Origin of the sequence: Exiguobacterium sp. MH3 (assembly GCF_000496635.1) — a bacterium.
GTDB classification, from domain to species: Bacteria; Bacillota; Bacilli; order Exiguobacteriales; family Exiguobacteriaceae; genus Exiguobacterium_A; species Exiguobacterium_A indicum.
Genome location: NC_022794.1, coordinates 2,482,816 through 2,504,609, shown reverse-complemented (window position 1 = coordinate 2,504,609; position 21,794 = coordinate 2,482,816). Strand labels below are relative to the sequence as shown.

Here is a 21,794-nt window from a genome sequence, read left to right as displayed (position 1 = left end):
AAGGGAAGTCGCAGTTATGAAAAGATTTCGAAGAAACTTGAAGTTACGATTGTTCTTTTGGGTATTGGTGATCTCAGCCGTCACAAGTGGTATCTCAGCACAACTCGTCTTATATCTACACCGAGGGCTCGATGTCGCGGATACGAATGCGATCTGGGTCGGAGCCGGTATCGGTCTTCTCCTCTCATTGATTGGAACGACGTTGACACAACTCATTCTCCGTCAACCGATCAAAGCGATCGAAAAGGCGACTGAGACAGCACGCGAAGTCGCAAACGGCAACTTCGATGTTGATTTTGAAGAAGCGAAACGTGGAGATGAAGTCGATCAGCTCATGCATGAGCTCGAAGTAATGGTCTTACATATCCGCAAACAAGCAACGCAGATGGGCAACTCCAGCGATAAACTGACGGCTTCAGCGCAAGAAATCGCAGCGGCTGTTCAAGAAGGTAACGCGTCTGGCGAAAGCATTCGTTCAGCGATGGCAGAACTATCCGCCAAAATGAACGAAAACGTTGATCAAGCCTATCTATCAATGGACGCACTCGGTGCGGTCAAGCGGACGATGGATGAAGTCGCAGCAGAAATGAACGAAGCGTTGAAATCAGCGACAGTCATGCAGACGGAAGCGCAGAACGGGAAAACACTTGCGACGGATTCGGTCGAAGCGATGCATATGATTTCGAAGAAGATGGAACAGTCGGCGACGCTCAACGGTCGATTGACGGACATGACAGGAGAAATCTCACGCATTACGGACGTCATCAGTGATATCTCTGCTCAGACGAACTTACTCAGTTTGAATGCTTCGATCGAAGCGGCGCGTGCGGGTGAAGCAGGTCGTGGTTTTGCTGTCGTTGCAGCAGAAGTTAAGAAGCTCGCGGAACAAACCGCGACGTCAGCAAAAGAAATCACGGATTTGATTTCAGGCGTTAAACGTCTCGTTAATGATACGGCGAATGCGATGACGGATGTCCAAAATGAAGTCGCGACAGGCGTCGGACTCGTCGAACAAGCTGGTTCGTCATTTGAAGAGATCCATCATTCAACGGAGCATGTCTACTCACGCGTGAAATCAGTCGACCAACTCGTCGTCAAATCGGATCAAGAGATTGATCAAGTCGGTCTAACGACAGCGAACATTCTCGCGATGGTCGAGGAAGCATCAAAACACGCAGAGCAAGTCTTACAAGCATCAAGCCATCAAGCAGCTTCGCTCGGTGAAGTTAACGGGGCGATGGAAGAACTAGTTGCGGTAGCCGAGCAATTACAGGAAGAAACAGGCGCGACGCGTCTTTAAGTAATGAGAAATCGTACATCCTAAAACAGGATGTACGATTTTTTTTGGATTTTTTTGAAAAAAGCATTAAACATTTCGAAGGGACGACGATATATAGGGTGGAAGCAGTCATCGACTAATTCTATCGTGTCGCCCTTGGGCCGGCCAGGGGGCACATCTCGGAGAAGACGGATCTTCGAAGAGACAAAAAACTTATCCTATGGAGGGAAATTACAATGATTATCAATCACAACCTTAACTCAATGAATGCTCACCGTAACATGACAGTAAACACTGCAAACTCAGGGAAGTCAATGGAGAAACTTTCTTCGGGTCTTCGTATTAACCGTGCAGGTGACGACGCAGCTGGTCTTGCGATCTCTGAAAAAATGCGTGGACAAATTCGTGGACTTGATCAAGCTTCACGTAACGCTCAAGACGGTATCTCGCTCATCCAAACAGCTGAAGGTGCATTAAACGAAACACACTCGATTCTTCAACGGATGCGTGAACTTGCAGTTCAATCATCAAATGATACAAACACAAATGCTGATCGTACAGAACTTCAAAAAGAAGTATCAGAGCTTACTAGCGAAATTACACGTATTGCTAATAATACAGAGTTCAATACAAAAGTTTTAATGAGTGGTGCTTTCGCAGCTACAGCTGCAGGCGTTAAATTCCATATCGGAGCTAATGCGGGGCAAAATATTTCACTACGTATCTCGAACATGACAGCTACTGGTTTAGGAGTAGGCGCAGTTACGATTGCAACTCAAACAGGTGCTAACGCAGCGATTACTACAATTAATACAGCAATTGGAACAGTTTCTTCTGAACGATCTAAACTTGGAGCTACACAAAACCGTTTAGAACATACAATTAATAACTTAAACGTTGGTGCAGAAAACCTCCAAGCTGCTGAATCACGTATTCGTGACGTAGATATGGCAAAAGAAATGATGGACTTCACGAAAAATAACATTTTGAACCAAGCTGCTCAAGCTATGCTTGCTCAGGCTAACCAACAGCCACAAGCTGTTCTTCAATTGTTACGTTAAGTTTAAGTTAAAGTCACATTAAAAGGGGAACAGACACTGTCTGTTCCCCTTTTAAATAAAATGATCAGTCTATCGATATTCATATATTAAAATTGTATAATATATATATATATTGAAAAATAAAGGAGTACCTTATGTCTCAATTACAAAACATCATGAAAGAGCTTCGTGATATCTCTAATCAAATTGTTCTACTTGTCGAAAATGAATCATGGGATGTATTCGATGAGATTGTTGAGATGATTCGATTGTTCGGGGAAAATATACATTCTAACGGGATTCGAACTAAAGAAGATGTGTTTAAACTTCAAAATATAAAAAAAGATAATAAGAAGCTATTTGCTAACATTGTTTATGATAATTTACAATTATTAATTAAGGAGTATGAATCTCTAATAGCTATACAGCATAAAAATCAAATTGTGTTTCCTTTCGTATATCTTGGGAATAAAATGGCAGTTGTTAAACAACATGATGAGAACTACTATTTTCTTAACGAAGTAGACTTAGAATTTGAGCGCTTAAAGTCAACAATTTCTAATGAAACTGAAGCTATTATTTTAATAGGTTATGGAAGTGGAACATTACACGAAAGATTGTCGAAAAATTATCATGTATTAACAATTGATCCGTTTAAATTACCATCTATAGTTAAAAGTACTTCTGTCCTATCTTTTATTGAGTCTGGAAAAAATAACAAATCAATATTACAATCACAATTTCAATCATTTGTTGGCTTGAAAACTGAGGTTATTAAGCATCCTCTTTATAAGAATACTTTAGAATTACTAGAATTATTGAAGCTTGTCCGAAGCTATTTAAATGAGTGCCATATAGATTTAAACACTAGGAAATTATATACAGAAAAATGGTATGTTGAATATTTTTATAATACTATTTTCTTAAAAGAAAATACCGATCGTCTTGTAAATATCGATTATTTAAAACAGAAATATAATGGGACTAAAGCTCTTATGATTGCAGGGGGGCCATCATTAGAGGAAGCTATCCCTTATTTACAAAAAGCGCAGAATTCTTATTACATTGTTGCTATTGGACAGACTGTTAAAGCATTAACTGAAAATGGTATTCGACCTGATTTTGTTATATCAACAGATGCTGGAGAAGCTAATGCTTACTTTTTTAAAGATATTGAACTAGATGTGCCTCTTGTCTATTCTTTACAAGTAAATCATCAAATTCCAAAGCAATCAAAAGGAGTTCTTATTCCATACGCTGATTCACAAATTACAAAAGAATTATTAGCTTACTCGAAAACAAAGTTTAATACTTATCCAACTGTAGCTTTGGCTGCCGTTGCTTTTTCATACCATTTGGGATTTGATTCAATTGGACTGATAGGACAAGATCTAGCATTAAGAAATGGAGAATATTATAGTGCATCAGTCAAACAAGCTTCCTCTACAGATGGTCAATTTCATGATATGTTATACGACATCGAACTAAATAATGGGGATATAGGAAAAACGACTCCAGTTTTATTTGGCTTTTTAAGTAATTATCAGTTTTTAATTAAGACATATCCTGGACTTTCTAGAAAGTTAATCAATTATGCTGAACAAGGTGCAGTTATTGAAGGTGTTACTTACGAACCTCTTGAAACGCTTAAAGAAGAACCGATTCAGAAACAGAATATCGAAAAAGTCGAAGAAAAGGAAATATACATTCCTATTGAGCATGTACAAGATTTGTTAAATAGCGTCATTCAACGATTACAGAACTTAAAACAAAAGTTGTATCGCATAATGAATCAAAAAGCAGTGACTGTTAATGAATTTGAAAAAGTACTACGTGGTTGGGATGCGATGATTGAAACACCATCTTTTCGCTCACACATTATGCCCCTTCAGCTGGTTAACTTATTGATAATACAAAATAAAATTAAACTCCATAATCGGTATAATCAAACAAGTGCAATGCGCTTGTCAATTTTATCGCAAATGTTTGACGCGATTCAAGAACTCGAAAATCAGATTTATACGATTAAGCAAACCTATGTGGATAACAATTACGCAAAAAATAAAAGATAAAACGTTCAATCGCGCCACTCTAGATTAGAAAGGAAGTATTTAAAGGTGTTTACAAATCAAACAATATTAGTTACGGGTGGAACAGGTTCATTTGGTAAAAAGTTTATAGCATCAGTACTTAAACAAAACGTAAAAAAAGTCATTGTCTTTAGTCGTGATGAATTAAAACAGTATGAAATGGCTCAAGAATTTACGGATTCGAGAGTTCGTTTTTTCATCGGAGATGTTCGAGACAAGGATCGCTTATATCGTGCTTTTGATGGCGTCGACATTGTTGTCCATGCGGCAGCGTTAAAACATGTCGGAGCATGCGAATATAATCCATTTGAGGCAGTTAAGACAAATATTCATGGAGCACAAAATATCATAGAAGCTGCTATTGATCGTGGTGTAAAAAAGGTCATTGCTTTAAGTACAGATAAAGCGGCGAGTCCAATCAACCTATATGGTGCAACGAAATTAGCTTCTGATAAATTGTTCGTTGCTGGGAATTCATACGCTGGGGATAAAGAAACTCGTTTTTCTGTAGTTCGCTATGGAAATGTAGTTGGTAGTCGAGGTAGCGTGGTGCCGTTCTTTAAAAAATTGAAAGAGGATGGAGCGACGATCATTCCGGTTACAGACGAGCGCATGACACGCTTTTGGATCACTTTGGATCAGGGTGTACAATTCGTGATTGATAGTCTAGAACGAATGAAAGGTGGAGAAATCTTCATTCCTAAAATCCCAAGTATGAATATTCTCGATTTAGCTAAAGCGATTGCGCCGGAATGTACTACTGAAATCGTAGGTATTCGACCTGGAGAAAAATTGCATGAGGCAATGATTACCGAAGATGATGCTCGCCATACACTAGAATATGCGGACCATTTTGTAATTCAACCAGAATTCCCATGGTGGAGTAATGAACATATGAATGGCGGCACATCTCTTCCAGAAGGTTTTACTTACATAAGTAATGTGAACGATGACTGGTTGAGTGTAGAAGATCTACGGGCACTAGTGACAGACTGAATAGCTTGATGAGGAGATGTTTACAGTGAGTCAAGTACCAGTAAGAGATACATTTTTACCTTATGGTAGACAATGGATTGAAGATGATGATATCGAGGCTGTCGTAAAGATATTGAAAAGTGATTTTCTGACAACAGGACCTGCCATATTGGAGTTTGAAGAAGCAGTTGCTAATTACGTTGGAGCAAAGTATGCAGTTTCTTTTTCGAATGGAACGGCAGCTTTACATGGCGCATGCTTTGCGGCAGGAATTCAAGAAGGGGATGAAGTTATTACGACCCCTATGACGTTCGCTGCAAGTGCGAATTGTGTACTCTATCAGGGAGGAACTCCAGTATTTGCTGATATCGATGATAGTACCTACAATATAGATCCTAAGCAAATTGAAGAAAAAATCACATCAAAAACGAAAGCAATCATTCCAGTCCATTTTACTGGACAACCAGCGGAGTTGGATGAAATTCATCGTCTCGCTCAAGAACACAATTTAGTCGTTATTGAAGATGCTGCACATGCGTTAGGTGCTTCGTATAAAAAGAAGCGCATTGGTGGATTAAGTGATATGACGATGTTTAGCTTCCATCCGGTAAAGCACATCACGTCGGGTGAGGGTGGTGTTATTACGACTAACGATGACGGCTATTATCAAAAATTATTACAATTCCGTTCACATGGCATTATCAAAGATCAGCAGTTAATGACCGAATCTCATGGGTCTTGGTACTATGAAATGCAGTCTTTAGGTTTCAATTATCGAATGACAGATATACAAGCAGCTCTTGGAGCAAATCAATTAAAAAAGATAGATCGCTTCTTATCGAGAAGAAAACATTATGTTTCTTTATATAATGAAGCATTTGAAAGTAGGGATGAGATTCGTATTCCTGCTCAACATCCTGACGGTGATTCAAGTTGGCATTTATACATCATTCGACTTCAAACAGAAAAAATGAAAGTTTCTAGAAAAGTGATCTACGAAGAACTAATGAAAGAAAATATCGGGGTCAACGTTCATTATATCCCTGTTCACAAGATGCCTTACTATCAGCAACTTGGTTACGATAAAGAGACATATCCAATTGCTGAGAAATTATACGAAGAAATTTTGACACTTCCACTTTTTCCTAAAATGAGTATAGATGATATTAATGATGTCATTATCGCAGTTATAAAAATTCTGAATCAGTATAGAAAGTGAAGAGGTCTGATGAAAACAGTAGCAATCATTCAAGCTAGAATGGGATCAACACGGTTACCTGGAAAAATCATGATGAAGTTAAAAGAGAAGACGGTTTTGAATCATGTGATTGAACGCGTACAACAATCGAGAGAAATAGATGAAATTATTGTAGCAACTACAGTTTTAAAAGAAGATGATGTAGTGGAAGTAGAAGCCAAACGTTATGGGGTAAAGGTATTTCGTGGAAGTTCTGAAAACGTACTAGAACGTTACTACCAAGCTGCAGTATCAAGTGATGCTGATCATATCGTTAGGATTACTTCGGATTGTCCTTTAATTGATCATAAAATTATTGACGATATCATATGTAAATATAAAATGATTAATGTTGATATAATGAATAATACGGGTGTAAACGTAAATGAAAGAACATATCCAAGAGGTCTTGATGTGGAAATTTTTCCTTTCGAAAGTTTGGAAAAAGCATTTCATAATGCATATAAAAAATATCAATTAGAACATGTTACTCCTTATATATATGAAAATAGTAACTCAACTGATATCTATAAGTCTGACGTAAATCATTCTAATTTAAGACTTACTTTAGATACTTTGGAAGATTATAATTTATTAGAAAAAATTTATTTAAAACTATATCATGGACAGCATAATTTTTTTCTGGACGATGTCCTAAATTTTCTGAAAAATAATCCTAACTTATTACTTGTCAATTGTCATGTTGAACAAAAAAAAATCTAAAGTTCAAAAGGTGTTTTTATGTATATTCAGTTCAGAGTAGATGCATCACTAAAGATAGGTACTGGTCATGTAGCAAGATGCTTAACATTGGCAGAGGAATTAACTAAAAACGGTATAGAGTGTTCTTTTATTTGTAAAAAAAGTATAGGCGACTTGATAGAATTCATTCAAAGTAAAGGTTTTAAAGTTTTTATTATAAATAATTTGGAAATTGAAAAAAATAAAAATAAAAATGTATCTAATGCTAATATTGATGCAATGCGCACAATCGATATAATAAAAAAACAAACTAAAACTGTAGATTGGATAATTGTAGACCATTATATGATAGATTTTGAATGGGAAAAAATAGTCAGACCACATACAGGGAAAATATTGGTTATAGATGACTTGGCCGATAGAAAACATGAATGTGATCTGCTTATCGATTCTACATATTCTAAAAACACTAAAAGATACGATAGCTTAGTAGATGAGAATGTAAAATTGTTATGTGGAACTGAATACGCTATTTTAAAGCCAGAGTTTATAAAATATAGAAAAAAGTATTTAACAATTAGTAAGCCAATAAAAATTCACGTTTTTTTTGGTGGCAATGATATTAATAATTATACATGTAAATTTAGTGAATTGATTCTTAAAAACATAGACGAAGTAGTTTTAAAGGTTGTTACCGCGTCTGGATATACGTATAGTCAAGAATTGGATTATATAAAAAGTATTTATGGTGAAAAAATTGAAATAGAACATAATGTTTCAGATATGGCTAAATATATGTCGGAATGTGATGTTGCCATCGGATCTCCTGGAATAACTACTTGGGAAAGAGCTTGTATAGGATTACCTTCTGCTTATTTATACACGAATATAAATCAAAAAAAAATCTTAGAGAATTTATCTAGTGATCACTTTTGTTTCTATATAGGAGATGCTTCAAAAATAAATTCAAAAGATTTTCTATTGAAAGCAAGAATTTTTCTTAACCAAAAAAAAGTACTTAATGAAATGTTTGTTATTGGTCAAAATAGTGTCGACGGATTAGGGACAAATAGAATTTTAACTTCCATATTAAGATTTTAAGGAGAATATTTGTGAATTATTATTTATCCAATGATAATGTTGAATTAATTCCATATAATAAAAAACATAATAAGAAAACTGTAAAATGGCTTAATGATAGTGAAACTAAACACGATTTTGGGTTAACAAAAAATATAACTTTAAAAGAACATCGTAAGTGGTTACAGGATCAAAATAATGTTTGCTTATGGGCTATTTATGAGAAACAATCAAATGAACACTGTGGAAATTTGATTTTATTTAAAAATCCTAATCACCGATCTGCATTTTTTCAAATTTATATAGGAGATAAAAGATATAGAAAAAAAGGACTCTCAAAATCATCATTAATTGTAATGATGAATTTTGTATTTCATCACCTCAAATTTCATCGTTTATGGTTAAATGTTTTTTCAACAAATTATAAAGCGATTTCTTTATATGAAAATTTAGGATTTACTAAAGAGGGTATTGAAAGAGAATCTCACTATTATAAAAATAATTACAAAAATCAGGTTAGATATTCTATATTGAAAGAGGAGTGGTTAATTAAGGAGGGTATAAAATGATTTGTGCAATTATGCAACCTACATATTTACCTTGGTTAGGATATTTTTCTATGATTGATCAAGTAGATACATTTGTATTTTTAGATGATGTGCAGTTAACGAAAAGAAGTTGGCAAGTTAGAAATAAAATCAAAGATTCAAATGGCGAACTAATGTTGACTGTACCTATTAAGAAAAAAAGAACGAGGGAAGACACTTACATCAACAATGCAGAACCGAATGATGACATATCGTGGAGAATTCAACATATCAAGTCAATTATGCACTGTTATCAAAAAACAAAATTTTATGATTTAGTACTTCCTTTTTTCACCGAAAAAATATTAGGATATAAAGGTAATTTGGCTGATTTTAATATATATATAATTGTTAATATTTGTAAAGAAATTGGAATTAATACAAATATGAAAAAATCCTCAGAAATTGATAATAAATATGGAGATAAGGATTTATTGTTAGCTTCTATTTGTAAATCTATTGGATCTAAAGCTTATTTATCACCTAAAGGTTCTGCATGTTATATAGAGGCGAAAAATCCGGGAGGTAAAATCGAGAGTAATGATATAAAATTATATTATCATTCTTATGAGCATCCTATTTATGATCAAAATAAAGGTAGATTTATTCCTTATCTAAGTATTTTAGATTTATTATTTAATATAGGATTCGAAAATGCTCTTGAGGTTATTAGGTCAGGAAATAGAAGAAATCAACCCTGTATGGAATATCAGAATACTATAATAGAAAGTCGTGAATTGTTATGAAAATTGATAATTTTCTTATAAATAATGGAAATACCTTCATAATTGCAGAATTATCGGCTAACCATGGGAAAGATATAAATATTGCGAAAAAGACTATATATGCTGCTAAGATGTCTGGAGCAAATGCCATAAAACTACAGACTTATACTGCAGATACAATTACATTGCGTTGTTATAATGATTTCTTTAAGTTAAATAATGGTTCAATTTGGGATGGTACTTATCTATATGATTTATATAAAGAAGCATATACACCGTGGGAATGGCATAAAGAGTTAATAAATTATGCAAAAGAGATTGGGATTATTTGTTTTTCGAGTCCCTTTGATATTTCTGCAGTTGACTTTTTAGATAATTTGAATGTTCCTGCTTATAAAATTGCATCGTTTGAAATTTTTGATCTACCATTAATTGAACATGTAGCTTCAAAAGGAAAACCCGTTTTGATTTCTACTGGACTTGCTAGTATAAATGATATTAATGATGCCGTTGAAGCATGTCGTAAAATGAATAATGACCAAATTATTTTATTACAGTGTACTTCTGAATATCCAGCTAAAATCGAAGAAGCAAATTTAAAAACTATGCAGAATATGAAGGAAACGTTTCAAGTAGAAGTTGGTTTATCTGATCATACGCTAGGAATTATAGCACCAGTCGTTGCGACAACATTAGGTGCTAAAGTAATCGAAAAGCATTTTATTTTGGATAAAGCAATTGGAGGTCCAGACGCTTCATTTTCTCTTGATCCTGAAGAATTTAAATCTATGGTAGATGCTGTACGTGATGCAGAAGCATCACTTGGAAAAGTTGACTATAGTTTAAGTGAAAAGAAAATTAAAAGTCGCAAATTTTCTCGTTCACTTTTTATAGTAGAGAACATCAAATCTGGTGAAAAGTTTACCAAAAGAAATATTAGATCGATTCGGCCAGGACACGGTTTACCTCCTAAATACATGAATTCTATTATTGGAAAAACAGCGCGATTTGATATCGAACGTGGAACTCCTCTGCAATGGGATCAGATTAACTAAATATAAATTATATCTTTTAGAGAGGTAGATTCTACTTCTCAGATTGTAGATAAACCCTCATTTCGTAATTGAACTGCCCCATAAAAGTTGGACATAAAAATCCAACTTTTATGGGGTGTTTTTTATGGTCAAATATACGAAGACGTTTAAAGTCCAGGTTGCTGAGCGTTATCTGACAGGACGAGACGGATACCGAGGTGTGGCGAAAGAATTTGGGATAGCGCGTAACCTGGTCCGTGAGTGGTCACGTCTCTATGAGCGTTGGGGGAAACGATCTTCGATCCTTCCTATACAACACACTCGCTGGCATTTAAACTGGAGGTATTAAACGACATGGCGACCAATAAGCTATCCAATAGAGAGACGGTCGTAAAATACCGAATTTCTTCCTCGGGGATGATCTCGAGATGGCGATCGACGTATGAACGGGAAGGGACCGCAGGTCTGGTAGCCAGACCGAAAGGACGTGCCCCGATGGCGAGACGCAAGAAGAAGGAATTTGAAGAGATGACAGAAGTCGAGAAGCTCAAAGAGCGGATCGAGTATCTCGAGATGGAGAACGCTGCGTTAAAAAAATTGAAAGCCTTGGTTCAAGAAGAGAATGCGCGACGAACCGGATCAAGGCACAAGTAATCGACGAATTGCGGTCAGTCTATCCTGTTCCGGGACTCCTTCGCGTGCTCGGCATGGCACGAAGCGTCTATTACTATTGGCGGACGCGCCTGACGGGCGAGGACAAGTATGCGAAGGTGAAGACAGCTATCCATACCCTCTTCCACGAACACGAGGGACGATGTGGCTATCGTCGCATCCACGCACTTCTCGAACGCCAAGGCTTCCGGCACGATCCGAAGACCGTACGCCGTCCGCATGAAACGATACCGCTCCTATAAAGGACGAGTCGGAGAGGTCGTACCGAATCTTTTCCAACGTGACTCAAGGCCACCGGTCTGAACTAGAAATGGGTGACTGACGTCACTGAGTTTCACCTGTTCGGGGAGAAGCTCTACCTCTCGCCGATGATGGACTTGGGAAACCGTGAGATCATTGCTTATACCCTATCGGACCGCTCTACCTATCAATTCGTTGGTGAAATGTTGGATCAGGCAATCGGGAAGCTCGACGGGAAAGCCCGACCGATTCTGCATTCCGACCAAGGGTGGCATTATCAATATCGAGCGTTCGTCGGTACGCTTCACGAGCACGGCATTACGCAAAGCATGTCCCGTAAGGGCAACTGCCTCGACAACGCAGCCATCGAAAGTTTCTTCGCCGTGCTCAAGTCAGAGCTCCTGTACCTCAAGGAGTTCAATGACATGGACCACTTCAAATGTGAGCTCGAGCGTTACATCGAGTACTATAACCATCTTCGTATCAACAGACGACTAAAAAACCTGAGCCCGGTGGAATACCGGACTCAGGTCCTCAAGGTCGCCTGACAAATGATTAAATTATTTATTGTCTAACTTTTCTGGTTCAGTTCAAAAGTGGACAGTTTTTGATATTTCAACTGTCTACTCTTTGGGGAGCATATCACTTTTTTTATTTTCACTGATTGAGATAACTAAAAAGAAAACTTAAAAAAATTACATTTTGGTCGATATAAAACATGAGAATAAAAACGTGAGGGAGAAATCTATGAATCCGACCTTATCTGAAGTAAGGCTCCATTTACCGTCTTCCGTTTTACCTTATGAACAAACTAAAAGTGTGTTTGTTGAGGCAAATCAGGATCGACTCGCTGAAGAAGGAGTCATCGTGTTGCCTACTCCACAGCATATTACAAAACTAGAAACAGCTGTGGAAAAAGCGAACAGCGTATTAGAACAGCAACGTACTGGTTTGAAATTCGTAAAACATGAAAAATTAAACGATTACTATATTCAAATTGTTGATTCAAAAAACGAAGTGATTCGTGAAATTCCTAGTAAGAAGTCGTTGGATTTTTTTGCTGCTTTTATGGAATTCAATCATCTTTTTGATCAGCGAATTTAACACATCAAAAGGAGGAGTACTATGTCATCACCTATTCGATTCGGTGGTTTAGCAAGTGGAATTGATACTGATAGTGTAATTAAGCAGTTAATGCAGGCGGAGCGTGTTCCAGTCGATCGCTTAGAGCAGAAAAAGCAAGTGACAGAATGGAAGCGAGACGCTTATCGTGAAATCAATCGTTCCCTCTTGACTTTGCGTAGTAGTGCAGTTGATTTGATATTTAGCCGTAACTTTTATGCTAAAAAAGCGACTTCTTCAGATGAAAGTAAAGCTACGGTCGTCAGTGGACCATCTAGTGGAAACACCGCTATCTCAATTGATTCTGTTACACAATTAGCAACATCACCATCGCATGTAGAGACGGTGAGCAATGGAGGAAATGCTGTTAAAAATACGACAGCAGTTTCTACACTAGGATTAGATGTTGGGAAAAGAAGTCAGGTATTATCTACTTCCGCAAAGGAGATTACCATTAAGCCTTTACCAAATAATGCTCCTTCTTTTAAGGATAAAGATGGAAATGCGTTAACGCTTGCCCATACATTTGATGCTTCAACTGGGAAAATAACATTTGATGATGGAGTCGTTATTCCAGAAGGGGCAACTGTTCAGTATGAAGCCGGATATCAGATACAATTACGTACTTCTTCTACGGGACAGCCACAAGCTGTTTTTCTTGATCAAGATGCTACATTTAAAGATGTAATTAGTGCTTTAAACGGAGCTAAAACGGGTGTTAGTGCTTTTTTTGATGAAGCATCAGGAAAGATATCCATTACCGGGAAGTCGACAGGGTCTTCTTCAATTATTGAATTCACGGATAGTGCCTCGAAAACATTATTCAATTTACCATCGAATACTACTGGAAAAGATGCATTAGTGAAGATCAATGGTATTGATCTAATCCAATCATCAAATACCTTCATCATCGATAATCTGACGATTTCACTGAAATCAGCATTTACAGATGGAAAGGCAGTAAATTTATCTTCAGCGACTGATACTCAAAAGATTTTTGATAATATCAAAGGTTTCGTTGATAAGTATAATGAATCAATTGATTTGATGAACAAAAAAACACGTGAAGAGCGCTATCGTACTTTTACGCCTTTAACAAAGGCTCAAAGAGACGAACTATCTGAAGACGAGATAAAAAAATGGGAAGAGAAAGCAATGAGTGGCATGCTCAAAAGTGATACGATCGTTCGAGGTGCCATGGATTCGTTAAGAGGAAAATGGACTTCATCTACAGCAACGACAAACAGTAAAGAAGCAAGTCAATTGTATCAAATTGGTTTAGCGACAGGTTCTGATTTTACGAATGGCGGCAAAATTGAATTAGATGAAGAAAAATTGAAAGCTGCGATTGAACGCAATCCTGAAGAGGTTTATCAATTATTTACGAATCCAGAAAAAGGTCTACTTCCTCAAATACGCGATGCAGCTGCTGACGCACGAACTAATATTACGCGTATTGCTGGTTTCGAAGGGGCTGGATCGCCTACGTATTCCATGGGACGTGAAATGACTGAAATGGATTCACGAATTAAACGATTAAATGATATGTTGACCACTAAAGAAAATTCCTATTATCGTCGTTTTGCAGCTATGGAGAAAGCAATGAATCAGGCGAATAGCCAATCTGCATCGTTAGCTTCCTATTTAGGACAGTAAGGAGAGAATTAGATGAACCCATACGCATCCTATCAAACAAACTCAGTAACTACTGCGTTACCTCAAGATTTAACGCTTATGTTATACGAAGGGTTGATTAAATTTTCGATGCTTTCAAAGCAAGCAATTGAACAAGGAATGATTGAACAAAAAAATACAAATATTCAAAAGGCGCAAGCGATCATCAGTGAACTTCAATTGACGCTTAATCAGTCGATTGCACTGTCAAAAGATTTAAATGCTTTATACGATTATATGCAAGTACGATTAATCGATGCGAATATCAAGAATGATATCGTTGCGATTGATGAAGTCATTGGATTTGCAGAAGAATTCCGTGAGACTTGGAAAGAAGCGATGAAACTCGCGAAGCAACGATGAGCCCGCTTGATCCGCTTCGCCTCAAGACGAAACGACTAATGGAATTACTTGATCAAATACCTAACGATGAAAGTTATGATGACTGGATCAATAAGATTCAACATTTACTTGATGAACGCGAAGCGTTTATTGCAGCACATTCTAACTTGTTGGCTGAAGCCAATCAAACGATCATTCAGGAGCTAGTTGATGATAGTCGACAAATTGACTTGAAATTATCTGCTGAAACAGCTAAATTAGGATTACAATTAGGTCGCATTCGAAAGAAACAAACAAATCGTCGGTCTTATGTTGACCCCTATGAAGAGGTCGAGGGTACGATTTCACCGTATTTTGATTCGCGTCAGTAATGTTTTTGCGTGAGGGAGGAATCTTTCGTGAAGAAACAAGAGCAGGGTAAACGCCGTGTCCCACAAACCTATTTCCAATCGGACGGTTCGTATGATCAGTTCATTGAACCGGATGTCGAGACCGAATCGTGGGAAGCGCTCGAGCGTCCGATTTCGGAACAACCGGATGTGTATGAGGAAGAAAAGTATCGCCGTGAATCATGACACGATAAAAAGAACGGAATCTGCGGATTCCGTTCTTTTTATTTGAAGCGATAGGCATTTTTGTCTGCTTGTTTAACGGTGTACATCGCTTCGTCAGCACGAATCAGTAGAAGACTCGTCGTCGTTCCATCTTCCGGGTAACGTGCGATCCCGATCGAAGGCGTGACGTGCATCGTCTGCGCTTGATAAAGGAATACCTCATTCAGATGCTTGAGAATACTTTCTGCGTAATGGATCGTGTCCGCTCGATTCCGATGCAAGAAGACGATGAATTCGTCACCGCCAAGCCGTGCTGCCATCTCCGCTTCCTGTAGGTCCGCTTCTAGCCGTCTTGCGGTCTCTTGTAGAACGAAGTCCCCCGCGTCATGACCGAACTGATCATTGATGTCTTTAAAGCCATCTAAGTCGATGAACAATAACGATCCTTCTTGCCAATGTGGTAATTCATTTGATAGAACTTCCTCGAAGTAACGACGATTCGGTAATCCAGTGAGCGCGTCCTGGTATCCGAGCGAACGTAGCATCCGTTCTTCTGTCAAAGCATGTGTTCGGTCCGCTAAGATGATGTAGAAGTCATGCTCGCGCGGAATCGAAATGACGGTCACTTCAAAAGCGCGCCCGTCGTCGAGTTGCATTAGTTGATGTTCGATTGGTGTTCCTTGCCAACTGATCGGAACGATCTGTTCCATCAGTTGATCCGGAAGCTGTCCGGCAGGAAAGTACTGTTCCGCAATCGGATTCATCGCTTTTTCATGACCGTTGGCATCCATCCGAACGATTGGGTACGGATGATTCAAAAATAGCCGTCGGTACTCTTCCTTTCGCAGTTCAAGGCGCTCCGTTTTTTCGTTGACGCGTTGCAACAACTCATTTTCCGAGAGGCCCAACTCACGCAAGAGTCGTGTGTTTTGACGCTCGGAGAAAAATTGGCGTACGAAAAAGAGCGAGAAGAGACCAATGAGACTACTCCAGTAGATGGTAGATGGGATCGACACATACGAGATCCCACCGACGACGATTAAGAGACTGAGGTAGGGAAGATACGAGATTGTCCATCGTTCAGAGGCTTCGGGCGAGTGTGTTTTTCGATAATACTGCAAGAGACCGTATAAGCTGACCGGATACAACGGGAAGAACCAGCTGGCGATGTCGAGCTGATTCCGGATGAAAAACGTATAGTAACCGAAAATTGCAAAGATGAACAACAGCATCGATTGAATCAGTAACCGATGCGATTTATTGTGTAAGCCGGTCGTATAAAGTAAGAAGAAAAAGAACAGTTGTGCAATGAAGCTAAGTGCAAAACCGCTCATCCCAACGAGTTCAATGGAAGAACGAGCAATATCCGGTATATACCGTAAGATGATCGTATAGCCGAAGACGAATGTCATACCGAAGAGTAAAATCCCGTCGACGTAAAGAAGCGGTAAGCGCCGGACCGTCGTCCAATTAATCTGTTTCGCGAATGTCCGTGCCGTCAGGATAAAAAAGCCGGTAATCGTCAGGTTGACGACGGTATCGAGCTCCGGTGGATGCCAGGCAGTTGGTAAGAAGCTGAAGGCAAAGTTCAAGGTGATACCGATCGTGAACCACTCGATTGCTCGCCGGATAATCGGTAACGTACCGGACGAACGAGCTACCCATGAGCAGTAGAGGAGTCCAGCAATCGTACTGAAGACAGCAAAAATCGGACCAGCATGAAACCAGCTTGATCCGAGAATGGCAATGTAGGTAACGATGACATACCACTGGACGCGAGACATGTGTCGCATGCGTGATCCTCCTTTTTATGTAGTTTCGTTAGACGTTATGTGTTTCACGGTACAATTCCCAATGTTCCCGTGCTTCTTTTTTTGTCCGGTCCGACACGATCTTACTTTGGAAGATGAGACCATACCATTGTTTTGCATCATCTGTCCGTTTTAAGACAGCATACAAATCACTGATGCGTAATAACAGGACATCGTGGGGAATGCCGGTACGAACCGCATCGGTATAGTTGAGATACAGGGCTTCGTACTTTGTGACCGATCGTTCCATCCACTGCAATTCTTGTGCTTCGTCACCGAGTATCCGGTACATCCAAGCGATCCGGACGCCGAGCATGGCAAGAATCGCTTCTTTTTGTCCCGTTACTTGGGCGGTATAGAGTGCTAATTTATACAACTGTAAAGCTTGTTCAATCGTTCGTTCTGTGGCTGCGAACGGTAACACTGGGAGCGTCGGCAAGATTTGCTCTTCGAGCGTCTGACGCACGTCCGTCCGCAACTTTTCAAACGACTCATGAAAGATGAAGCGGCAGTGGGAGCACTGAATCGGTTCGTACAGGTAGGGGTTCGATCCTTGGTAATGGACGAAACTATCAAAATCCGTTCGCTCGACCCGAATATGACGCGACAAGACACGCTTCGTCTCTGTTTCTTTTAAGCAATACGTACACTTACATTTTTTTGAATATAACTCAGGCATGGATAATCTCCTCGTGTTGTCGGATTAGACAAAGACGTTGACAAGCATGCCTTTGATTTCACCGACTTGATCTAAAATATCAAGTCGTCTTGATTCTCCGGATAAGACGGTGTCCGTCAATTGCAATAGTTTCGTATCGACTTGTTCGACGACTTTATAGATTTTTGTTCGTCCGCGACGATTGAAGCCGCGTTTCTCTTCTAGTTGTTGTGACTGATCCAGTGCATCCTTCAGGAAGTCCTTGATCTTCTCCTTGTAGCTCTCTAGGTTTTCGATCGTATGACTCTCAGCGAGGAGTTGACCATGTTCTTCAACAAGCAGTAACTTTTGCTGAAGACGTTCATAACCTTTATGTTCTCGTTTATCCTGCATTAAGGCAGAGAAGGTCGTCGATGCCTCGACTTCCCGAGTACCGGACCGAGCTACCTGGAGCCGTTGGGTTTCTTGAATGCGGCGAATGTCCATAACTGACACTCCCTTCTTAGTTGAGTAGTTGCAAGACGCCTTGTGGTAACGCGTTCGCTTGCGCAATCATGGCCATACCGGATTGGTTGAGGATATTATATTTTGCATACTCCATCATTTCTTGTGCCATATCGGTATCGCGAATTCGCGACTCAGATGCTGTCAGATTTTCACGACTTATTCCGAGGACGGAGTTTGTTGCTTCGAAGCGATTTTGGATAGCCCCAAGTTTTGCTCGTTGATTGGAGACACTATCAATCGCTTTGGTGTATAAAGAAATAGCTGAATCAGCACTTTCACGAGTCATTACACTCAGTGAGTATTCTATCGAACCACTTGTCTCTGATAGCTGTGCACTTGTTGGTGAAGGGCGTACTGTGGTACTGATTCCAAGTGATAATGCACGCATGTCTTCTACAGTGATTGAAATTCCTTCATTTGCACCAGCATTCGATTGAATGAAGATAGCATTCTTTCCTTCACTGAAGTCACCCGTCAAAATATCTTTTCCGTTGAACTGAGTCGTCTTCGCGATGCGCGTCACTTCATTCGTCAACTGGTCAATTTCTGATTGAAGTGAAGAACGGTCTTCAGGAGCAAGTGTTCCGTTACTTGCTTGGACGGCAAGTTCGCGCATCCGTTGCAAGAGACTATGTGTTTCAGTCATACCACCTTCTAACGTTTGTACCATCGAGATTCCGTCAAGGACGTTCTGTTCCGCTTTATCGAGGGCTTGCAAGCGATTCCTCATCTTTTCAGAAAGAGCGAGACCAGCTGCATCGTCCGCAGCCCGATTGATTTTTTGTCCACTCGATAGTTTGTCCATCGTCGTCTTAATACTCAATTGATTCGCCGTCAGGTTACGATACGCCTTTAGTGCTTGGACATTGTTTGAGATTTTCATTCGTATGCCATCCTTTCATATCCTGCATGATGGGCTGCCCGAGCGAGCGGGCGCTTATTTGTACTTGCTGCTTGCCATGTAACCAGCAGTTCTTCAGCAAGAAAAAGTGCTTCTGTGAGCACGTGATGTTCTGTGTAAGCAAGCAGTGTCTGTTGACCGAGGTAGAAGTACAACGCTTCGAGTTGAGACGTGATAATTCCGCCGTCGTCATGCAGTCCTTCTGAGAGCTTCGTCAGTAGCGCATAGGCTTTTTGAAGACGTTCATTCATGTGATCAAACGCTTTTGCTTCAATCGCCGTGATCGCCTGTTCATACTGAAAGACGAGTCCTTGTAACATCTTTTCCGTCAATTGTTGTGGGGTCATCTGATACAGTTCTTGTTCTGTCATGTCTGTCGTCCTTTCGCGTGGTCCAGTTCTTCGATCAATAAGAGGAGTTCTGCCATGACGTCATAGAGTTGCGGTGGAATCGCGGTCCCGAGGTCGAGATTGAGCAGGTGACCGAGTAACGAGGTATCGTGTTCAACAGCGATTCCGTTGGCGCGAGCTTCCTGCAAGATCCGGTCTGCCGCTTGTCCTGTCGCGCGAGCAACAACGACAGGTGCTTGTCCGGATGCTTCATCGTAACGCAGAACGGCAGCAGATTTTCGGTGCTTCAAATCGATTTTCTGGTACATGGCTTCCTCCTTTAAATCCGGTAATCGTACCCGTTTGGTGTCTCATCTTTTTGCGTGGCGACATCTTGTCGTTCTTCTTTCGTGAACGGTCGGAACTGGATCCGGACATCCTGATAACCGGTCGCTTCTAAGGCATCCGTCGTTCGTTCGAGGAACGGTGCAGCAAGTCGCTCGAGAATCGGCAGATCGTTTTCAATCGTGATTTGCATCTTCCGGTTGACGGTTTCGACACGTACGCCTATATCCCCGAGGCGTTTCGTATTCAGTTGGACGTACAACGTATTGTTTTCCCAGTCGATCACTTCATCCGGTCGCTTGTTTTGAAGGTGAACATGAAGACCGGCTGTCGCTTCGACGATCTGGACTGGGAGCGACAACAGAATCTGATTCAACTGCTGTTGATTGTCAGGCTTATTGATTTGCTGTTGCGTCGTCAAGAATGACTGAAGTTTCGAAGCCTCCGGATTGAGAGTTGGGGCAGCGAGCTTCAACTCGGCGCTTTGCAGCTGTAGTGCTTTTTGAACCGTTTCTTGTAGAACCCGTGGACTATTTTGTTTTGGCTCATACGGTATGAGCTTTGCCGGTGCGTCGTTTGGCGTTCGTGTGCTTGGTGCGTTCCATTCCGGTAAATAGGTCGGACGGACGTTCGCTGGCGCGTAGCGGAAGGCTTCAAAGCCCGTCCGGACTTCTTTCAGTAGTGCCTTCGCTTCTGTTCCTCGACCGAGGGAAGCGAGTTCAGCGCCGCGTTCGAGCTTCGATAAGAAGTGAATCAACTGTTTTTCATCCCGCATCGTCGTATGCAACATCGCGTCCGTTTGCTGGAACATCTGCTTCAAGCGATGTGCTGTACTTTCGATGACAGCAACCATTTGCACCGGACGGGACTCGACGAGTGGTTCGATTTGTCGTAGTTGTGACACGATCGTTCGCTGTTGGCTCTTGAAGTCGTTCGTCACTTCCGCTAAACGAGGCGTCACCTCTCGGACGAGCGTCAGAGCTGAACGCGTCGCAGTTGCCGTTGCGGGATCGACCGGACTTGCGGCACGCGCCGTCAGACCAATCAATTGTTCGCGGACACTCGTCTTCGGCTCAAGTGGAGCTTGCGGGAAGTGAGGCGTCAGTTGTTTTCGGACCGTTTCGACGTCCCCTTGATCAAGCGCTGTAATGAGTGCGGGGCGTTCCTTCGCTGGTAAATGTTCAATGTACTGACGCATATGCAATGGTGTTGCGTCTTCGATATCACGCTGCGTCGGTAAAGTAGCGCGTGCGACGTCAAGCGCAACGGCTTTTTCGAATGTCGGTTGGTCGCGTAAGGCGTCGCGTTCCGGAAGAACATCGACGAATTCTTCGGTCGTCGCTAACAGACTATCGATCAATAGTTCCGCTTCTGGTGGGAGCGTGTGGTCAGGACGCGAGACGAGTTCAAGGACAAGATCCTTGTAGCTGCCTTGAAGGGCCGTTACCAGTTGGGCGACGACTTCCGGTGTTTGAGGCAACTGACCGCTCGCAAGAAGTTTTGCGACAGCCGGTTTCAGTTCTGCTGGCACGCCTTCGAGTAAAGCAGGATCGACGTTTGACGGAATCGAGACGGCGGACGGTGTTTCAGCGTCAGTTCCTGAGACAGCTGGTAGCTGTTCGATCAGATAACCTTCTGCCGTTTGACCTTTTACTTTAAACTGGAAATCACCTGTCGGAACTTCTCCAGTGAATGTCATCTCGATTTTATCCCGTCCGACCTGAACGAGCGCCGTATGCGGTCCGGTTTGTTCCAAGACGGTTCCTTTATATGTCTTCGTCTCCGAAAGAACGGTTTGTCCGGCAGGTACCGTCGAACGAGCTGGATTCAACTGGATATTCATCAAACGTCCTCCTTTTTTCAAAATACATCATCTTATTATATATCGGC

25 protein-coding genes and 1 pseudogene are annotated in these 21,794 nt (G+C 40.5%); 19 read left to right on the top strand and 7 right to left on the bottom strand.

The window, feature by feature from the left end; translation table 11 throughout:
• Nucleotides 1-16: 16 nt before the first annotated feature.
• From U719_RS13180 to U719_RS16960, 19 genes and pseudogenes are all read left to right on the top strand, one after another.
• A complete protein-coding gene (locus U719_RS13180) occupies nt 17-1,300 on the top strand; it encodes a methyl-accepting chemotaxis protein (RefSeq protein WP_023469272.1) in 1,284 nt (427 codons plus the stop codon).
• Between the two features lie 215 nt (nt 1,301-1,515).
• Complete coding sequence (locus U719_RS13175; protein WP_023469271.1) at nt 1,516-2,340, top strand: flagellin; 825 nt, start codon at nt 1,516-1,518, stop codon at nt 2,338-2,340.
• Between the two features lie 134 nt (nt 2,341-2,474).
• Nucleotides 2,475-4,391, top strand: a complete 1,917-nt coding sequence (locus tag U719_RS13170; RefSeq protein WP_023469270.1) for a motility associated factor glycosyltransferase family protein — start codon at nt 2,475-2,477, stop codon at nt 4,389-4,391.
• Nucleotides 4,392-4,436: 45 nt separating this feature from the next.
• Nucleotides 4,437-5,405 (top strand): UDP-N-acetylglucosamine 4,6-dehydratase (inverting), encoded by a 969-nt coding sequence (gene pseB, locus U719_RS13165; RefSeq protein ID WP_023469269.1) that lies wholly within the window; start codon nt 4,437-4,439, stop codon nt 5,403-5,405.
• Between the two features lie 16 nt (nt 5,406-5,421).
• Nucleotides 5,422-6,603, top strand: coding sequence for a UDP-4-amino-4,6-dideoxy-N-acetyl-beta-L-altrosamine transaminase (gene pseC / locus U719_RS13160; RefSeq protein WP_041255190.1), 1,182 nt, complete (start codon nt 5,422-5,424; stop codon nt 6,601-6,603).
• Nucleotides 6,604-6,612: 9 nt separating this feature from the next.
• Nucleotides 6,613-7,344 carry a cytidylyltransferase domain-containing protein gene (locus tag U719_RS13155; RefSeq protein ID WP_023469267.1) on the top strand — a complete coding sequence of 244 codons (732 nt, stop codon included), beginning with the start codon at nt 6,613-6,615 and terminating at the stop codon, nt 7,342-7,344.
• Nucleotides 7,345-7,362: 18 nt separating this feature from the next.
• Nucleotides 7,363-8,424 carry a UDP-2,4-diacetamido-2,4,6-trideoxy-beta-L-altropyranose hydrolase gene (gene pseG, locus U719_RS13150; RefSeq protein WP_023469266.1) on the top strand — a complete coding sequence of 354 codons (1,062 nt, stop codon included), beginning with the start codon at nt 7,363-7,365 and terminating at the stop codon, nt 8,422-8,424.
• An 11-nt stretch (nt 8,425-8,435) separates the two neighbouring features.
• Nucleotides 8,436-8,972: a GNAT family N-acetyltransferase gene (locus U719_RS13145; RefSeq protein ID WP_023469265.1), complete on the top strand. Its 537-nt coding sequence runs from the start codon at nt 8,436-8,438 to the stop codon at nt 8,970-8,972.
• Complete coding sequence (locus U719_RS13140) at nt 8,969-9,736, top strand: WbqC family protein (protein WP_023469264.1); 768 nt, start codon at nt 8,969-8,971, stop codon at nt 9,734-9,736. Before U719_RS13145 ends, U719_RS13140 begins: the two co-directional genes overlap by 4 nt.
• The gene (gene pseI, locus U719_RS13135) at nt 9,733-10,770 is read left to right on the top strand and encodes a pseudaminic acid synthase (RefSeq protein ID WP_023469263.1); all 1,038 of its coding nucleotides are present in this window, start codon (nt 9,733-9,735) and stop codon (nt 10,768-10,770) included. The genes U719_RS13140 and pseI overlap by 4 nt, the downstream gene beginning before the upstream one ends.
• A gap of 261 nt (nt 10,771-11,031) precedes the next feature.
• A pseudogene (locus tag U719_RS17130) lies at nt 11,032-11,226 on the top strand (helix-turn-helix domain-containing protein); the annotation flags it as partial.
• An 18-nt stretch (nt 11,227-11,244) separates the two neighbouring features.
• Nucleotides 11,245-11,403 (top strand): hypothetical protein, encoded by a 159-nt coding sequence (locus U719_RS17055; protein ID WP_235147593.1) that lies wholly within the window; start codon nt 11,245-11,247, stop codon nt 11,401-11,403.
• A gap of 8 nt (nt 11,404-11,411) precedes the next feature.
• Complete coding sequence (locus U719_RS16765) at nt 11,412-11,663, top strand: IS3 family transposase (RefSeq protein ID WP_144080705.1); 252 nt, start codon at nt 11,412-11,414, stop codon at nt 11,661-11,663.
• A gap of 72 nt (nt 11,664-11,735) precedes the next feature.
• Nucleotides 11,736-12,209 carry an IS3 family transposase gene (locus U719_RS16760; protein WP_144080704.1) on the top strand — a complete coding sequence of 158 codons (474 nt, stop codon included), beginning with the start codon at nt 11,736-11,738 and terminating at the stop codon, nt 12,207-12,209.
• Between the two features lie 199 nt (nt 12,210-12,408).
• Nucleotides 12,409-12,765, top strand: a complete 357-nt coding sequence (locus U719_RS13120; RefSeq protein ID WP_023469261.1) for a flagellar protein FlaG — start codon at nt 12,409-12,411, stop codon at nt 12,763-12,765.
• A 21-nt stretch (nt 12,766-12,786) separates the two neighbouring features.
• Nucleotides 12,787-14,439: a flagellar filament capping protein FliD gene (gene fliD / locus U719_RS13115; RefSeq protein ID WP_023469260.1), complete on the top strand. Its 1,653-nt coding sequence runs from the start codon at nt 12,787-12,789 to the stop codon at nt 14,437-14,439.
• Between the two features lie 12 nt (nt 14,440-14,451).
• Nucleotides 14,452-14,820 carry a flagellar export chaperone FliS gene (fliS, locus tag U719_RS13110; RefSeq protein WP_023469259.1) on the top strand — a complete coding sequence of 123 codons (369 nt, stop codon included), beginning with the start codon at nt 14,452-14,454 and terminating at the stop codon, nt 14,818-14,820.
• Nucleotides 14,817-15,170 carry a hypothetical protein gene (locus U719_RS13105; protein ID WP_023469258.1) on the top strand — a complete coding sequence of 118 codons (354 nt, stop codon included), beginning with the start codon at nt 14,817-14,819 and terminating at the stop codon, nt 15,168-15,170. Before fliS (U719_RS13110) ends, U719_RS13105 begins: the two co-directional genes overlap by 4 nt.
• 27 nt (nt 15,171-15,197) lie before the next feature.
• A complete protein-coding gene (locus U719_RS16960; RefSeq protein WP_023469257.1) occupies nt 15,198-15,374 on the top strand; it encodes a hypothetical protein in 177 nt (58 codons plus the stop codon).
• Between the two features lie 38 nt (nt 15,375-15,412).
• Here U719_RS16960 and U719_RS13100 read toward each other — a convergent pair whose 3' ends face one another.
• From U719_RS13100 to U719_RS13070, 7 genes are read right to left on the bottom strand one after another with little or no spacing between them, the layout of a single operon-like run.
• Complete coding sequence (locus U719_RS13100; RefSeq protein WP_023469256.1) at nt 15,413-17,146, bottom strand: GGDEF domain-containing protein; 1,734 nt, start codon at nt 17,144-17,146, stop codon at nt 15,413-15,415.
• A 28-nt stretch (nt 17,147-17,174) separates the two neighbouring features.
• A complete protein-coding gene (locus U719_RS13095) occupies nt 17,175-17,843 on the bottom strand; it encodes a DUF2225 domain-containing protein (protein WP_023469255.1) in 669 nt (222 codons plus the stop codon).
• Between the two features lie 24 nt (nt 17,844-17,867).
• A complete protein-coding gene (locus tag U719_RS13090; protein ID WP_023469254.1) occupies nt 17,868-18,308 on the bottom strand; it encodes a YaaR family protein in 441 nt (146 codons plus the stop codon).
• Between the two features lie 16 nt (nt 18,309-18,324).
• A complete protein-coding gene (locus U719_RS13085; protein WP_023469253.1) occupies nt 18,325-19,212 on the bottom strand; it encodes a flagellin in 888 nt (295 codons plus the stop codon).
• Nucleotides 19,209-19,601 (bottom strand): flagellar export chaperone FliS, encoded by a 393-nt coding sequence (gene fliS / locus U719_RS13080; protein ID WP_023469252.1) that lies wholly within the window; start codon nt 19,599-19,601, stop codon nt 19,209-19,211. Before fliS (U719_RS13080) ends, U719_RS13085 begins: the two co-directional genes overlap by 4 nt.
• Nucleotides 19,598-19,888 (bottom strand): EscU/YscU/HrcU family type III secretion system export apparatus switch protein, encoded by a 291-nt coding sequence (locus U719_RS13075; protein WP_023469251.1) that lies wholly within the window; start codon nt 19,886-19,888, stop codon nt 19,598-19,600. The genes fliS (U719_RS13080) and U719_RS13075 overlap by 4 nt, the downstream gene beginning before the upstream one ends.
• An 11-nt stretch (nt 19,889-19,899) precedes the next feature.
• On the bottom strand, nt 19,900-21,747 hold the full coding sequence (locus U719_RS13070) for a hypothetical protein (RefSeq protein WP_023469250.1): 1,848 nt from the start codon (nt 21,745-21,747) through the stop codon (nt 19,900-19,902).
• Nucleotides 21,748-21,794 lie beyond the last annotated feature (47 nt).